Raw genomic sequence first — 14,257 nt, 5'->3', positions numbered from 1 at the left:
CTCAAGGTTACGGGAGCTGTCTGAGCATGCACTGGCACGCCTACCAGTGGACCGGCAACGGCGCTGACCGGGGCAACGAGTCCGGGAGACGGCCCGGCTCGCCCGACTTCCCCACCTCGCCGCTGCCGCCCATGCGCACCGGTGACTGGCTGGCCAAGCCCGCCTCGCGCATGGCCGACGCCTTTCATGAGGTCGAGGACGCGGCCGGCTGGCTGGCCCGCGAGTACGGCAAGGTACGCGCGTCCCTCATCCGGCCGGAGCGCATCCCTCTGGAGGAACGCCTGGTCTACGCCAGGGACGCGCTGCCTCGGGGCGTGGACGTGCAGTGGGGCGAGTGGCTGATGGGCGGCAGGTTCGTGAGCCTGGGGCTGATCTGCTGCCCCAACCGGCACGTGTCGCATCCCTGCCCCTCATGAGCAGCCGGCTCACACCGCGCAGGAGTACGTCGTGCTGCGGTGGGCGATGGAGAAGCCGGCGCGTTCGTACACGGCGACCGCGCCCGTCGGGTTGGCGGCGTCCACGCCGAGGCCGGCCGCGTCGTAGCCCTGGGCGGTGAAGGCGGCGAGGGCGTGGGCGAGCAGTGCGCCGGCCACGCCCTTGCCGCGCCATTCGCGCAGGGTGCCGACGATCTGGATCCAGGCGACGCGCTCGCCGGTCGGCGTCTCGCGGTGGTGGGTCATGAGCACGCCGACGGCCCGCCCGTCCGCCAGGGCCACGAACGACGAGCCCGGCAGGAAGTTGGGCGGGCCGGTGATGGCGGCCCGCCAGCTCTCCGGGGTGTGCGGCACGCTGCCCCAGTGGTCGCGGAAGGACTCGTTGCGTACGGCGCGGGCGCCTTCGTCCAGGTCCGGCGACCAGGGGGCGAGGGACACGCCGGCCGGCGGCCGGACGGCGGGCAGGTCGCCGGGCAGGTCGCGAGCCATTCGGGCGAAGGTGCGTACCGGGACGAACCCGGCGGCCTCCGCGAGCACCACCGCCCCGGGGTCGGTGGCGTCCGCGGTGAGGTGGACCTCCGCGGGAACGCCGGGGAAGGCCCGCGCGCTCAGCACCGGGGCGGCGCGCAGGCTCCAGTCCACGATCCGCCGGCCGAGGCCGCGGCGGCGGTGGTCCGGATGCACACCGCCCCAGAGCCGCATGGCGTGCGTCTCCGGGGCGGACTGCATGACGGGCAGCTGGCCGAAGGCGACCAGGCGGTCGCCCTCCCAGGCCGCGAGGGTGCCTTCGGCCAGGTCGAGCAGCGGGCTGGAGAGGTGGCCGGCCACCTCGTCCACGCCGTGGACCACGCCGACGCGGTCCACGGCCTCCATCGCGGCCAGCAGTTCGGCCAGCGGCCGGGCGTCCGCCAGGGTCAAAGGCTCCCATTTCATGAAAAGAGAGCCTAGGTCAGGCGGGCGGAGCCCCCCGACTGGCGGGCGATCGCGGCCAGGCCGTCCCCGAACGCGCGGCGCGTACGCGCCCCGAACCCGATGAACAGCCGGTTGGCGAGGGCCACCGCCCAGAACGGGCCGGCCACGCAGTAGACGCGGTGGTCCACGCGCGTGCCCTCGGGATGGGCGGTCACCGTCCACTCGCCGCGGTACCACCAGCCGCCCTGGTGGACCAGGACGTGCTCGCCGGCCTCCTCGGCGGGAACCTGCCGCCTGAGCAGCGGCCACACCCGCTCGACGGGCGCGGTCACCACCCCGGCGACCTCTGTGACGAGCCGGCGGCTCACGGCTTGACCACGCGCGAGTTGTGGAAGGAGGCGAAGCGCCAGCCCTCGGGGGTGCGCAGCGCCGTGAAGGTGACGGTCGAGGTCCGGCTCGGGTCAGGGACGCCGTTCACGGACGACGACCCGCCCGTCACGACCACGGCGACGTCGTCGGTGATGTGCCTGATGCTCGGCTCGACGTCGCTCTCGTCGAGCTTGATCGCGGTCCGGAACAGCCCCCGGTGCGTCTCCTCGATGGCCTCGCGGCCCTTGAGGTGCAGGCCGAAGAAGGTGACGTAGTCGGCGTCCGCGGTGAACAGCTCCGCGTAGCCGGCGGAGTCGCCGGCGTTCCAGGTCTCGGTCAGGCGGGCGAGCAGGCGGTTGATCTCGATGGTGGATTCGGTGGTGGACATGACGCGGTTCCTCTCGGTCGCGGCGCCTATCCTGGGCTTTGCGAGTCCGGACAGGGCAGGCGCCTTGGTCGGATGCCGGCCGCCGTGGTGTTGGCGCACCTCGGCGGCCGTTTTTCTCAGGTGGGCGGGCTCCAGTCGAGCTCGCCCCTGTCCAGCCGGTCGAGCAGGTCGCCGAGCCAGGCCAGCTCGGCCCGGTGCAGCGCCTGCTCGTACTCCAGCTCCAGCGCGAGCACGGCGGGCAGGCCGTTTTCCGCCATGGCCCGCCGGTGGGCGTCCATCCCGGCGAGGACGCCCTCGATCGTCGCGGCGCGGGCGCGCAGCGCCCGCTGGGCCTCGGGCAGCGGGAGGCAGCCCATGAGCGAGACCGCGGCGACGAACGCGCGCCGGTCGGGGTCGGGCCGCTCCAGGAGCAGGCGCAGCCGGGCGGCCAGTTCCTCCCGGCCCTCGTCGGTGATCTCGTAGACCGTGCGCTCCGGCCTGCGGCCCTCGCGGTCGGTCTTCGCGGGCACGATGAGCTCGTCCCTGGCCAGCCGCTCGACCGCGTGGTAGAGGCTGCGCGGCAGGCCGGTGATGTAGTCCTTGTGCCAGTCGACGATGAGCCGGTGCAGCTCGTACGGGTGAGCGGCGCGCAACGTGAGCAGGGCCAGGACGGTGAGCCCGACCAGATCGTGGCGGCGCGCCATGATGCTCCTTTCCATAGTGCAATTTGCACTATAGGCAGACACGGCACCGTACGTCGAGTGTCCGGCGGCGATCAGGCGTCGAGCTGCAGGAAGGCGCGGTCGATCGCCTGCCTGCTGGTCTCCTCCGGGTAAGGGAAGCGGCCGATGAGGTCACGCAGACCTTCCGTGTGCGCCCGCCTGGCCAGGTCGGCCACCAGCGCCAGCTCGGCCTGCTGCCCCGACGCGTACGCGCGGTCCACCACCGCGCCGTGCCCCGGCACGACGACCGGCTCGGGCATCTCCCTCAGCATCGCGGCCAGCGTCACCGGCCAGTCCAGCGGGTACGAGTCCCCGAACGCGGGCGGCGCCCCCTCCTCCACCAGGTCACCCGCGAACACCACCCCCGCGTCGGGCACCTGCACCACGACGTCGTTGCTGCTGTGCCCGAGCCCGAAGTGCCGCAGATGCACCATGCGCCCGCCGATGTCGAGGCTCGCGGCACTGGTGAAGGTGCAGTCCGGCGCGACGACGGTCACCTCCTCCACCTCCGGGTGCCGTTCCAGGAGGGCGGCGCGTTGCTGCTCGCCGTACGTCTCGATCTCCTCGGCGCAGCGGGTGTGACCCCAGATCTCGGCGGGGCGGAAGAGCGCGTTGCCGAAGTAGTGGTCGAAGTGGGAGTGGCTGTTGACGACCGTCCAGGGGCCGTGGGTGATCGTCCTGATCGCCGCGATCAGGTCGGCCGCCTCGCGGTGCGAGGCCCGCGTGTCGAGCACCAGACAGTGCCCGTCGTCGCCCACGACCAGACCGGTGTTCATGTCGTAGGAACGGTGCCGGCGGACGTAGACCCGGTCGCCGATCTCCTGCCACTTCTCGTCCATGGCACCGAACCCTACTTTTCACCTCCACCTATGGCATACGGGTGAACCGGAGCCCTTCGAAGGACCCGGAGGACCGCCACTGGTCGATGTAGGCGAAGAACGCCGCCGCGCCCCCGGGATAGCCGCCGTTCAACCGCCCGCGTACGCCCAGGTCCCGGCCCTCGTTGTTGTAGTAGCCGGGCGTGCAGTCGGGTGAGCCGAGCAGCGGGCCGTTGCCGGACAGCAGCAGGTCCACCCAGCCGTTCTCGGCCTCCTCGGTGACCTCGACCTCGGTGTGGCCGTGCGCCAGGGCGTGCGCGACGACGGTGGCGACCGTGCGGCCGGCCTCGGTGAGGTTGTGGGGGATGTTGGAGAGCAGGTTCGCGCCCTGGGTGTGGCCGATGAGGAAGGCGTTGGGGAAGCCGTGCACGTGGACGCCGTGCAGCGAGCGCATGCCGTCCGCCCAGTGCTCCGACAGCCGGCGGCCGTCGCGGCCGATCAGGTCGTAGCCGGCGCGGCGGGTGTAATCGGTGCCGACCTCGAAGCCGGAGGCGTAGATGACGCAGTCGACCTCGTACTCGCGGCCGGCGACGACGACGCCCTTCTCGGTGATGCGCTCGACGCCCTTGCCGTCGGTGTCCACGAGGTGGACGCCGGGCAGGTTGAACGCCTGGAGGTACTCGTCGTGGAAGCAGGGGCGCTTGCAGAGCTGGCGGTACCAGGCCTTGAGCCCGCGCGCGGTCTCCGGGTCGCTTACGACGGCGTCCACGCGGGCGCGGATCTCCTCCATCTTCTCGAAGTCGGAGTCCTCGAAGGCGGCCAGCAGCGTCTGCGGGGTGATCTCGGGCAGCTCGGCGACCCTGGCCCTGACCCGGCGGGCGAGGTCGGTCCAGCCGTCCATCACCAGGTCCTCGTCGGCCTGGGCGCCGGTCTGCATGGCGGTGAAGTTCTCCAGCCAGCGCCGCTGCCAGCCGGGCGTGGCGATGCCGGCGAACCACTCGGGGTCGGTGGGGCGGTTGCCGCGTACGTCCACGCTGGACGGGGTGCGCTGGAAGACGTACAGCTCGGCGGCGGACCTCGCCAGGTGGGGGACGCACTGGACAGCGGTCGCGCCGGTGCCGATGATCGCCACGCGCTTGTCTGCCAGCCGGTCCATGGGGGCGCCGGCCGGGTCGCCGCCGGTGTAGGCGTAGTCCCAGCGGCTGGTGTGGAAGGCGTGGCCGCGGAAGTCCGCCATCCCGGGGATGCCGGGGAGCTTCGGCACGTGCAGCGGCCCGATGCCCATGACGACGAACTGCGCCGTGAAGGCGTCGCCGCGGTTGGTGCGCACCAGCCACCGGCCGCCGAGCCATTCCAGGCCGGTGACCTCGGTGTGGAACAGGGCGTCGTCGTAGAGGCCGAAGTGCTTGCCGATGCGGCGGCAGTGCTCCAGGATCTCGGGCGCGTGCGCGTACTTCTCCGACGGCATGTGGCCGGTCTCCTCCAGGAGCGGCATGTAGACGTACGACGCCGTGTCGCACTGCGCTCCCGGGTAGCGGTTCCAGTACCAGGTGCCGCCGAAGTCGCCGGCCTTGTCGAGGACGCGTACGTCCTGGACGCCGGCCTCCTTGAGCCTCGCCCCGGTGAGCAGCCCGGCGAAGCCGCCGCCGATGACCGCGACCGTGACGTGGTCGGTCTTGGGGGCGCGGTCGGTCCGGGGGGTGTACGGGTCGTCCAGGTAGTCGGCGGGCAGGCGGAGGTACTGATCGTTGCCGTCCGGGCGGAGTCGCTTGTCCCGCTCCTCACGGTATTTGCGGCGCAGGGCCTCTTTGTCGATGCTGCCGATCGCGGCTGTCATGCGTCCTCCGGTGGATTGTCCGAGGCGATTCCAGAATCACATTCGGCCCCGGTCGCCGACAAGGCCCCGCGCTGGACGGCCGTCGGGCGAGTTGATGGCCGCTATGGTGATTAATCCGTACGTAAGGAAGCTGCCCGAGGAAGCTGCACCGCCTTGGCTCATCGCGCGCTGGTCATCGCCCTCCTGCCCGCCATCGGGCTGCGCGTGCTCGCCGTGCTCGGGTTCCCGCCCGCGCTGCTGTTCTACGGCGACTCGTTCGCGTTCCTGCGCGAGGAGCTGACGCCGGGCACCGCCCGGCCGTCCGGCTACTCCCTGCTGCTCGCGCTGCTGCGCCCGGCCCACAGCCTGACGCTCGTGACGGTCCTGCAGCACCTGCTGGGACTGGCGCTCGCGATCGGCGTGTACGCCCTGCTCAGGCGGCGCGGCCTGCCGGGCTGGGGCGCGACGCTGCTGGTCACCCCGCTGCTGTACGACGAGTTCCTGATCCTCCTGGAACACATGATCATGGCGGACGCGGTCTTCGTCGCGCTCGTCACGGCGGCCGTCGCGCTCGTGGTCTGGCGCGTCACCCCTGCCACGGCGGCGACCGCCGGGCTGCTGCTCGGCCTGGCCGGCATCACCAGGACGGTCGGCCTGCCGCTGCTGCTGCTCACGGCCGCGTACCTGCTGGTCCGCCGGTACGGCTGGCGCCCCCTCGTGGCGCTGGTCGTGGCAGGGGCGATCCCGCTCGGCGCGTACGCGACCTGGACCAAGGCCGAGAAGGGCAAGTTCGCGCTCACCGAGGCGGACGGCAACTTCCTCTGGTCGAGGACCATGAGCTTCGCCGACTGCGCGGTGATCGACCCGCCGGAGCGCCTCGCCGTGCTCTGCCCGAACATGCCCGTCGAGCAGCGCCCCTACCCGCCCCACTGGCTGTGGGAGGACTTCTCGCCGCTGCTCAAGGTGCCGGGCACGGCCAACCGCAACCAGCTCGCCGGGGAGTTCGCCCGGCAGGCCATCCTCGCCCAGCCGGTCGACTACCTCGCCGCCGTGGCGACCGACCTCCGGCAGCTGCTGCGCTGGGAGCGCACGGCCGTGGACGAGAAGACGCCGTACAAGCTGCCCGCCGCCGAACGGCCCATCAGCGAGTCCGTACGCGGCATCGCGGAGTCGTACGAGGCCGGGCCGGCCGCCACGCGCGTCGTCGAGCCGTACGCCGGCTGGCTGCGGGCCTACCAGCGCTTCGGGTACGTGCCGTTCCCGCTGCTGATGGTCGCGCTGGTGGCCGCGTTCGGGCTCATGGTGTGGCGGCGGCGCTGGGACGCGCTGCTCCCCGCGCTGATCGCGCTCGCGCTCGTCGTCTCGCCGCCGTTCCTCGCCGCCTTCGACGTCCGGTACGTGGTGCCGGCGATCCCGCTGATCTTCCTGGCCCTCGGCCTCACCCTGGCCGGACGTACCCCGGAGCCTGCCGCCGAGCAGGAGTCCAGGGTGCTCAGCCGAGCAGGATGACCAGGCCGACGGCGATCAGCACGAGGGGGAGCAGCACGTGCCCCCAGCGGCTCAGCGCGCGGGCGACGAACGGCCGGGTGGCGAGGAGCCGGCCCACCAGGCACCAGACGGCGACCAGCACGAGGAAGACGGCCGCGTACCCGGCGATGCCGGCCGGGCCCGAGGTGGCGAAGACCGGGACGTAGACGCCCACGTTGTCGCCGCCGTTGGCGAACGTGACGGCGGCGACCGCGAGCGCGCCGGGGCCGCCCGGACGTTCTCCGGGTTCCTCCTCGTCCCCGCCGTTCCGCTCGCGCCAGGCCCGCCAGGCCGCGCGGACGCCGAGGGCCAGGGGCAGCAGGCCCAGGTACGGCAGGACCGGCTCGGGCAGCAGCGTGGCCCCGAGCGCGGCGGCGACGGACACCGCGAGGATCGCGGCGAAGCCGAGGTACTGGCCGAGGACGATGCGCGCCGCGCCGCCCCGGTGCCCGGCGGCCTGGGCGAAGAACAGCGCGAGCAGCACGAGGTCGTCGATGTTCGTGACGGCGAACAGCCCGGCGGCCTGCGCGACGACGCTGTCTCCCAGGATGGTGATGATGGCCGCCATGGGCACCATGATCCCGAACGTCCTGGGTGGGTCGCCACGGCATTGACATAATGCCGCCAATGCCGAAATTTCAGGCTCTGTCGGAGTATGCGGCGGCGATCGCTCCGATCATCGACGCGGCGCACGTCAACGTGCACGCCACGGCCCTCCGCGCCGCCACCGAGCTGGCCGAGACCTCGGGCGTCACCCCCGGCCTCCTGCTCGACCTGCGCTTCGTGCTCCCCCTCCGCCCGCTGACCCGAGCCGGGCTCGCCGCGATCCACCGCTACCACGACCCGGCGGCCCTGGAGGAAACCGTCAGGGAGCACCTGCGCGAAGGCACGCTGGCCGACGGGGACGACGGCCTGCGGCTGACCGCCCGCGGCCTCGCGTACGTCCACCGCCTGTACGACGTCCACGCCGCCGCCACCGCCCGCGCCTGGGCAGGCCGCGACCTGCCAGCCCTGGCCGAGCTGGCGGGCCGCGTCCTGGAGCACGCCGAGCGCCTGCCCGGCGGGGCTCTGGAGCTGGTGGCGCCCCCGTACGAGCCGGGCGGCGCCTCCCCCGGCGTGCTGCTGTTCAACCGCCTGGCCGCGCTCCGCTACCACCGCGCCGACGCCCACGCCGCGGCCTGGGAGGCGGCGGGCCTGTCCGCGGCCGAGATCGTCGGCCTGCGGGACGGCCCGGTGCGCGCGGAGGTCGAGGCGGCGACGAACCTCCGGGCGGGCAGACCGTACGGCACGCTGTCCGCCGCCGAGCGCGACACCCTCCACGACGGCCTGCTCACGCTCATCTGATCCGCCTCCCGACCGGCGACTCCGAAGTTCGCAAAGTCCCACCTCCCGGTAACCGGCCGAGTGGCGCACTATGGTCGTACTTCTCATCAGGAGGCACCGTGGAACAGGAACTGCCCGGCGGTGCGAGGCTGATCGTGGGAGTGGACGAATCCCCGGCCTCGCGCTGGGCGCTGGCCTGGGCCATCGGGGCGGCCAGGCTGCACCGGATGGCCCTGGTCGCCGTGCACGTCAGCCGCGCGCCCGTCCATCCCTTCCCCGAGGCGCTGCCCGTGCAGCACGCGGTGCGGGCGGGCGAGGAGGCCCGCTGCGCCGAGGTGATCACGGCGGCGTTCGAGGACGTGGCGGGCGGGGTGCCCGACGACCTCACGACGGCCGCGATCGGCCGGGTCGGCGATCCCGGCTACCATCTCGTCGATCTCGCCGGCGAAGGCGACCTGCTGGTGCTCGGCCGGGGGAGACGCGGGCTGTTCAGCCGCATCTTCCTGCCCTCCACCAGCATGTACTGCGCCCGGCACGCGCGTACGACGGTGGTGATCGTGCAGCAGCCGGCCGCGCCGGACGACCCCGAGCTGTCAGGTGACCGAGGCCGGCGGTCCTGGGGCCGCCGGCATCCGTAGCGAGCGGCGCAGCAGGCGCAGGCCCTCCGGGACCAGCTCCCTGGTGATCCCGCCGTAGCCGAGCACCAGCCCGGGTTGCGGGACGCCCTCCGCGCAGTACGCCTCCAGCCGCTCCACCGCGAGCCCCGGCACCGGCTCGAAGGACACGCCGGGCGCGAGGCGGGCGCACAGATGCAGCCCCGCGCTGGAGGGCACCGGCCGCAGCCGCTCGTCGGCGGCCAGCGCCTCGGCGATGGGCGCGTGGCGGGCGGCGTACTCGCGGGTCGCCTTCCTGATGTGCCGGGCCAGCAGCCCCTCGTCGATGAAGCGGGCGAGTGCCGCCTGCGCCGGCAGCTCCCCGTGCCAGTCGGAGAGCTGCTTCGCGGTGCGCAGCGCGGGCGCGAGCGAGGCGGGCGCGACGAGGAAGCCGAGCCGCAGCATGGGGAGCAGCGTCTTCGAGAACGAGCCGACGTAGATGACCCGGCCCGCCCGGTCGAGGCTCTGGAGGGGCGCGAGGGGGCGCTCGCCGAAGCGGAACTCGCTGTCGTAGTCGTCCTCGATCACCACCGCGCGGCGGCGCTCGGCCCAGGCGAGCAGCGCGGCGCGGCGGGCCGGCGACATGGGCGTGCCCAGCGGGAACTGGTGGGACGGCGTCACGTACACCACGCGGGCCGCGCCGGGGATGGCCGCGACGTCGATGCCCTCGGCGTCCACCGGCACGGTCGCGACGCGCGCGCCGAGCGAGCGGAACAGCAGGCGGGCCGGCCAGTAGCCGGGCTCCTCGACGGCCACGCAGGCGCCGGGCTCGATCAGCACCCGGCCGATGAGGTCGAGGGCCTGCTGGGCGCCGTTCGTGATGAGCACGTCGCCGGGGCCGGCGTGGACCGAGCGGCTGAGGCCGATGTGCCGGGAGATCGCCTCGCGCAGCGCCGGGTGCCCGGCCGGATCCGCGTAACCGCCCGTGCCGGCGCGCAGCTCGCGGGCCACCAGGCGGCGCCAGGTCTGCATGGGGAACAGGCGGGGGTCGGGCATGCCGACGCGGAAGTCGTAGCGGGCGGGCGGGACCAGCGGGGGCGGGCTGAGGTCCGCCCAGGGCGCGCGCGGGCGGATGACGCCCTTCGGCGCGGCCCGGCCGCGTACCGGCGCGGCCGAGACGAACGTGCCCGCCCCCGCCCGGCCCACGAGGAAGCCGTCGGCCACCAGGCGGTCGTAGGCGAGCGCGACCGTGTTCCTGGAGATGTCCAGCCTGCGGGCCAGCTCGCGCGTCGGGGGCAGGCGCTCGCCCGAGCGCAGCCGGCCGTCGAGGATGGCGTCCATGAGCTGCCGGTACACCTGAGCGGCCAGATTGCCGCGGCCCTCGTGAAGGGTGATGTGCACGTCCATCTTGGCCCAATCAATTGGCTGGAAATTGGAGCTTATCCTGGGACAAGGCGGACGCGAGGATGAGGTCATGACCGAACGCATGAACCTCGGATCCCTCGCCCGCGAGGCCTACCGCGGCATGGCCGCCCTGGACCGCTTCGTCGCCGCGAGCCCGCTCCCCTCGTCCCTCGTCCATCTCGTCAACCTGCGGGCCAGCCAGATCAACGGCTGCGTCTACTGCGTGGACATGCACAGCGCCGACGCCAAGAAGGAAGGAGAGAGCGACGCGCGGCTGCACGCCGTCGCCGTGTGGAGGGAGGCGCCGTTCTTCACCGAGCGGGAACGGGCCGCGCTCGCCTTCGCCGAGGCCGCCACGCGACTGTCCACCGACGACGTCACCGACGCGGTCTGGAACGAAGCCGCCGCGCACTTCAGCGAGGCGGAGCTGGCCGCGCTCGTGGTCGCGGTGGCGGCAATCAACGCCTGGAACCGGATGGGCGTCTCCACCCGCATGACTCCGGAGTCGTACCAGCCATGACCGCCCTCACTCTCGCCGCCCCCGCCGGCCGTCGGGGCTCCGGGCGGCGGGTGCTCGCCCAGGCGCAGTTCGCGAACTCCGTCGGCGACGGGGCCTACCTCGTCGCCTCCGCCTTCTACTTCGCCAAGGTCGTGGGCCTGCCTCCGGCCCAGATCGGCATCGGCCTGACGGCGGGCTGGGCGGTCGGCATGGTGGCCGGGGTCCCGCTCGGGCACCTCGCCGACCGGCGCGGCCCGCGCGGCGTCGCCGTGGCGCTGGCGGTCGCGACCGCCGTCGCGGTGGCCTCGTTCGCGCTGGTCCGCTCGTTCGTGCCGTTCCTGCTGGTCACCTGCCTGTACGGCATCGCGCAGACCGGCCTGTCGGCCGCCCGCCAGGCCCTGCTCGCCGGCCTGGTGCCGCCCGCCGAGCGGACCGCGGCCCGCGCGATGCTCCAGGCCACGCTGAACGGCGGGCTCGCGGCGGGGGCCGGGCTCGGCGGGATCGCGTTGTGGCTGGACACGCCCGCCGCGTACACGGCGCTCTTCGCCCTCGACGCGGCCGGCTTCCTCGTGGCCGCGGCCCTCCTGCTGCGGCTCCCCGCGCTCCGCCCGGCGGGCGGCGCCTCCCCCTCCGGCCGGCTGACCGTGCTGCGGGACCGGCCGTACGCGCTGGTCACGCTGATCAACGCGGTGCTGCTGTTCTACATGCCGCTGCTCAGCGTCATCGTGCCGCTGTGGATCGCCGGGCGCACGTCCGCGCCGTCGTGGGTGGTGGCCGCGCTGCTCCTGGTGAACACCGGCAGCGTGCTGGCCTTCCAGGTGCGGGTCGCCCGCCGGGTGCGGACCCTGCGGGAGGCGTCCGCGTCGGTGCGCCGGGCCGGGCTGATGATGCTGGCGGCCTGCGCGGTGTTCGCGCTCAGCGCGTACGGGTGGCCGTACCTGCTGCTGGGCGCCGCGCTGCTGGTGTGGGGCGAGATGCTGCTGGCCGCCGGCGCCTGGGAGATCAGCTTCGGCCTCGCCCCCGACGACCGCCAGGGGCAGTATCAGGGCTTCTTCGGCACCGGCACCGCCGTCGCCCGCATGCTCGGCCCGGTCGCGCTCACCACGCTCGTCCTCGGCGGCGGGACGCTTGGCTGGCTCGCCCTCGGCGCGATGTTCGCGGCGGCCGGCGCCGCGATGACGCCGGCCGTCCGCTGGGCCCGCCGCTCGGCCTCCCGCTCAGCGGAACGCGCGTAGCTTCGACGCCCGCCCCCGCTCAGCGGAACGCGCGTAGCCGCAGGCTGTTGCTGACCACGAACACGCTGGAGAACGCCATGGCCGCCCCCGCGATCATCGGACTGAGCAGCCCGGCCGCCGCCAGCGGCAGCGCCGCCACGTTGTACGCGAACGCCCAGAACAGGTTGCCCTTGATGACGGCCAGCGTCCGGCGCGAGAGCCGGATCGCGTCCGGCGCCACCCGCAGGTCGCCGCGCACCAGCGTCAGGTCGGCGGCCGCGATGGCGGCGTCGGTGCCGGTGCCCATCGCCAGCCCCAGATCGGCCTGGGCCAGCGCGGCGGCGTCGTTGACCCCGTCGCCCACCATGGCCACGACCCTGCCCTCGCCCTGGAGCCGCTTGACGACGTCCACCTTCTCGGCGGGCAGCACCTCGGCGATCACCTCGTCGACGCCCACCTCGGCGGCGACCGTACGGGCCACGGCCTCGTTGTCGCCGGTCAGCAGCACCGGGGTGAGCCCCAGCGCCCTGAGCTGCGCGACCGCCTCCTTGCTGGTGGGCTTGACGACGTCCGCCACGACCAGCAGCGCCCGCGCCTTGCCATCCCAGCCGACCGCGACGACCGTACGGCCCTTGGCCTGCTCCTCCTCCAGCTCGGCCGCGAGGTCCGTGGGCAGGTGCTGTGACCACTCGGCGAGCAGCCTGGGGCGTCCGACCAGCACCGCGTGCCCGTCCACGATGCCCTGGACGCCGAGCCCCTCGACGTTCGCGAAGTCCTCGACCTTGGCCTGCGAGGCGGCCTCGCGGGCGACGGCCTGGGCGATCGGGTGCTCGGAGGCGTTCTCCAGCGCCCCGGCCAGCCGCAGCACCTCCTCGCGGGTCTCCCCCTCGGCCAGGTGCACGGCGGCCAGCGTCATGCGGCCCTCGGTGACCGTGCCGGTCTTGTCCAGGACGACGGTGTCCACCTTGCGCGTGGACTCCAGCACCTCGGGACCCTTGATGAGGATGCCGAGCTGCGCGCCCCGACCGGTGCCGACCAGCAGCGCCGTCGGCGTGGCCAGGCCCAGCGCGCACGGGCAGGCGATGATGAGGACCGCCACCGCGGCCGTGAACGCCGCCCCCGCCCCGTTGCCGGTGCCGAGCCAGTAGCCCAGCGTGGCGACCGCCAGCGCGATCACCACCGGCACGAACACGCCCGAGATCCGGTCCGCCAGCCGCTGCACCTGCGCCTTGCCGGTCTGCGCCTCCTCCACCAGCCGCGCCATCTGCGCGAGCTGGGTGTCGGCCCCGACCCTGGTGGCCCGGACGATGAGCCGACCGCCCGCGTTGACGGTCGCGCCGGTCACGCCGTCACCCGGCTTGACCTCGACCGGCACCGACTCGCCGGTCAGCATCGAGGCGTCCACCGCCGAGGTGCCCTCCTCGACCACGCCGTCCGTGGCGATCTTCTCCCCCGGCCGCACCACGAACCGGTCGCCGGCCTGGAGCCGTTCGACCGGCACCCGAGTGCCGTCCGCCAGCTCCACGTCCTTCGCGCCCAGCTCCATCAGCGCCCGCAGCGCCGCGCCCGACCGCCGCTTGGAGCGGGACTCGAAGTAGCGCCCGGCCAGGATGAACGCGGTCACCCCCGCCGCCGCCTCCAGGTAGATGTTGCCGGAGCCGTCGGTGCGCTCGATCGTGAACTCGAACGGGTGCGTCATCCCCGGCGTGCCCGCCGAGCCGAAGAACAGCGCCCAGAGCGACCAGCCGAGCGCCGCCAGCGTGCCCATGGAGATCAGCGTGTCCATGGTGGCCGCGCCGTGGCGCAGGTTGGCCCAGGCCGCCTTGTGGAACGGCCAGCCCGCGTACACCACGACCGGCGCCGCCAGCGTCAGCGACAGCCACTGCCAGTTCGGGAACTGGAGCGGCGGGATCATCGCCATCGCCACCACCGGGACGCTGAGCACGATCGCGGTGATCAGCCTGCGGCGCAGCTCGTCCGGCGGCTCCGCCTTCTTCTCCTCTTCCTCCTCGGCGGTGGGAGGGGCGGGGAGGGCGGCGGTGTAGCCCGCCTTCTCGACCTCCTCGACCAGCGCCCGCGGATCGAGGCCCTCCGGGAAGGTGACCTTCGCCTTCTCGGTCGCGTAGTTGACCGTCGCGGTCACGCCGTCGAGCTTGTTGAGCTTGCGCTCGATCCGGTTCGCGCAGGACGCGCAGGTCATGCCGCCGATCGTGAGCTCGACAGCCTTTCCCTCGGTCATGGAGGACATGTCACCTCTCC

The 14,257-nt window shown here is 73.4% G+C and carries 15 protein-coding genes; 6 read left to right on the top strand and 9 right to left on the bottom strand.

What is annotated here, in order from left to right:
- Window positions 1-26 precede the first annotated feature (26 nt).
- On the top strand, window positions 27-416 hold the full coding sequence (locus SMD20_RS30855; protein WP_329588085.1) for a hypothetical protein: 390 nt from the start codon (window positions 27-29) through the stop codon (window positions 414-416).
- Window positions 417-425: 9 nt separating this feature from the next.
- Here the strand turns inward: SMD20_RS30855 and SMD20_RS30850 are convergent, their stop codons facing one another.
- The 6 genes from SMD20_RS30850 to SMD20_RS30825 all read right to left on the bottom strand — a co-directional run bounded on the left by SMD20_RS30850 (window position 426) and on the right by SMD20_RS30825 (window position 5,459).
- Window positions 426-1,367: a GNAT family N-acetyltransferase gene (locus SMD20_RS30850; RefSeq protein WP_329588083.1), complete on the bottom strand. Its 942-nt coding sequence runs from the start codon at window positions 1,365-1,367 to the stop codon at window positions 426-428.
- An 11-nt stretch (window positions 1,368-1,378) separates the two neighbouring features.
- Entirely contained in the window at window positions 1,379-1,714 is a 336-nt protein-coding gene (locus SMD20_RS30845; RefSeq protein ID WP_329588081.1) for a hypothetical protein, read from the bottom strand.
- Window positions 1,711-2,103 carry an SgcJ/EcaC family oxidoreductase gene (locus SMD20_RS30840; RefSeq protein WP_329588079.1) on the bottom strand — a complete coding sequence of 131 codons (393 nt, stop codon included), beginning with the start codon at window positions 2,101-2,103 and terminating at the stop codon, window positions 1,711-1,713. The genes SMD20_RS30845 and SMD20_RS30840 overlap by 4 nt, the downstream gene beginning before the upstream one ends.
- A 116-nt stretch (window positions 2,104-2,219) precedes the next feature.
- Window positions 2,220-2,786, bottom strand: a complete 567-nt coding sequence (locus SMD20_RS30835; RefSeq protein WP_329588077.1) for a PadR family transcriptional regulator — start codon at window positions 2,784-2,786, stop codon at window positions 2,220-2,222.
- 71 nt (window positions 2,787-2,857) lie between these two features.
- Window positions 2,858-3,643, bottom strand: a complete 786-nt coding sequence (locus SMD20_RS30830; RefSeq protein WP_329588075.1) for an MBL fold metallo-hydrolase — start codon at window positions 3,641-3,643, stop codon at window positions 2,858-2,860.
- Between the two features lie 28 nt (window positions 3,644-3,671).
- Window positions 3,672-5,459, bottom strand: a complete 1,788-nt coding sequence (locus tag SMD20_RS30825; protein ID WP_329588074.1) for a flavin-containing monooxygenase — start codon at window positions 5,457-5,459, stop codon at window positions 3,672-3,674.
- Between the two features lie 153 nt (window positions 5,460-5,612).
- On the opposite strand from SMD20_RS30825, the gene SMD20_RS30820 reads away from it, so the two are divergent.
- The gene (locus SMD20_RS30820) at window positions 5,613-6,947 is read left to right on the top strand and encodes a hypothetical protein (RefSeq protein WP_329588072.1); all 1,335 of its coding nucleotides are present in this window, start codon (window positions 5,613-5,615) and stop codon (window positions 6,945-6,947) included.
- On the opposite strand, the gene SMD20_RS30815 is transcribed toward SMD20_RS30820, so the two are convergent.
- Entirely contained in the window at window positions 6,931-7,533 is a 603-nt protein-coding gene (locus SMD20_RS30815; RefSeq protein ID WP_329588070.1) for a cadmium resistance transporter, read from the bottom strand. The two genes, SMD20_RS30820 and SMD20_RS30815, sit on opposite strands and share 17 nt — an antisense overlap.
- A 59-nt stretch (window positions 7,534-7,592) precedes the next feature.
- Between SMD20_RS30815 and SMD20_RS30810 the strand changes: the two genes are divergently transcribed.
- Window positions 7,593-8,309 carry a hypothetical protein gene (locus SMD20_RS30810; RefSeq protein WP_329588068.1) on the top strand — a complete coding sequence of 239 codons (717 nt, stop codon included), beginning with the start codon at window positions 7,593-7,595 and terminating at the stop codon, window positions 8,307-8,309.
- Between the two features lie 98 nt (window positions 8,310-8,407).
- Window positions 8,408-8,926 (top strand): universal stress protein, encoded by a 519-nt coding sequence (locus SMD20_RS30805; protein WP_329588066.1) that lies wholly within the window; start codon window positions 8,408-8,410, stop codon window positions 8,924-8,926.
- Here SMD20_RS30805 and pdxR read toward each other — a convergent pair.
- Window positions 8,882-10,288 (bottom strand): MocR-like pyridoxine biosynthesis transcription factor PdxR, encoded by a 1,407-nt coding sequence (pdxR, locus tag SMD20_RS30800; RefSeq protein WP_329588064.1) that lies wholly within the window; start codon window positions 10,286-10,288, stop codon window positions 8,882-8,884. The genes SMD20_RS30805 and pdxR overlap by 45 nt on opposite strands.
- Window positions 10,289-10,355: 67 nt before the next feature.
- Between pdxR and SMD20_RS30795 the strand changes: the two genes are divergently transcribed.
- A complete protein-coding gene (locus SMD20_RS30795) occupies window positions 10,356-10,805 on the top strand; it encodes a carboxymuconolactone decarboxylase family protein (RefSeq protein ID WP_329588062.1) in 450 nt (149 codons plus the stop codon).
- Window positions 10,802-12,019, top strand: a complete 1,218-nt coding sequence (locus SMD20_RS30790; RefSeq protein WP_329588060.1) for an MFS transporter — start codon at window positions 10,802-10,804, stop codon at window positions 12,017-12,019. Before SMD20_RS30795 ends, SMD20_RS30790 begins: the two co-directional genes overlap by 4 nt.
- 19 nt (window positions 12,020-12,038) lie before the next feature.
- On the opposite strand, the gene SMD20_RS30785 is transcribed toward SMD20_RS30790, so the two are convergent.
- Window positions 12,039-14,246, bottom strand: coding sequence for a heavy metal translocating P-type ATPase (locus SMD20_RS30785; RefSeq protein ID WP_329588058.1), 2,208 nt, complete (start codon window positions 14,244-14,246; stop codon window positions 12,039-12,041).
- Window positions 14,247-14,257 lie beyond the last annotated feature (11 nt).

The organism is Nonomuraea sp. LP-02 (assembly GCF_036289125.1).
Classification (GTDB): Bacteria; Actinomycetota; Actinomycetes; order Streptosporangiales; family Streptosporangiaceae; genus Nonomuraea; species Nonomuraea bangladeshensis.
This window is presented reverse-complemented; position numbering and strand designations above follow the sequence as displayed.

Excerpts from the sequence above, each read along its gene's own strand:
- SMD20_RS30855 (WP_329588085.1), top strand. The coding sequence starts at position 27 with ATGCACTGGCACGCCTACCAGTGGACCGGCAACGGCGCTGACCGGGGC.
- SMD20_RS30850 (WP_329588083.1), bottom strand. The coding sequence starts at position 1,367 with ATGAAATGGGAGCCTTTGACCCTGGCGGACGCCCGGCCGCTGGCCGAA.
- SMD20_RS30840 (WP_329588079.1), bottom strand. The coding sequence starts at position 2,103 with ATGTCCACCACCGAATCCACCATCGAGATCAACCGCCTGCTCGCCCGC.
- SMD20_RS30835 (WP_329588077.1), bottom strand. The coding sequence starts at position 2,786 with ATGGCGCGCCGCCACGATCTGGTCGGGCTCACCGTCCTGGCCCTGCTC.
- SMD20_RS30830 (WP_329588075.1), bottom strand. The coding sequence starts at position 3,643 with ATGGACGAGAAGTGGCAGGAGATCGGCGACCGGGTCTACGTCCGCCGG.
- SMD20_RS30825 (WP_329588074.1), bottom strand. The coding sequence starts at position 5,459 with ATGACAGCCGCGATCGGCAGCATCGACAAAGAGGCCCTGCGCCGCAAA.
- SMD20_RS30815 (WP_329588070.1), bottom strand. The coding sequence starts at position 7,533 with ATGGCGGCCATCATCACCATCCTGGGAGACAGCGTCGTCGCGCAGGCC.
- SMD20_RS30810 (WP_329588068.1), top strand. The coding sequence starts at position 7,593 with ATGCCGAAATTTCAGGCTCTGTCGGAGTATGCGGCGGCGATCGCTCCG.
- pdxR (WP_329588064.1), bottom strand. The coding sequence starts at position 10,288 with ATGGACGTGCACATCACCCTTCACGAGGGCCGCGGCAATCTGGCCGCT.
- SMD20_RS30795 (WP_329588062.1), top strand. The coding sequence starts at position 10,356 with ATGACCGAACGCATGAACCTCGGATCCCTCGCCCGCGAGGCCTACCGC.
- SMD20_RS30790 (WP_329588060.1), top strand. The coding sequence starts at position 10,802 with ATGACCGCCCTCACTCTCGCCGCCCCCGCCGGCCGTCGGGGCTCCGGG.
- SMD20_RS30785 (WP_329588058.1), bottom strand. The coding sequence starts at position 14,246 with ATGTCCTCCATGACCGAGGGAAAGGCTGTCGAGCTCACGATCGGCGGC.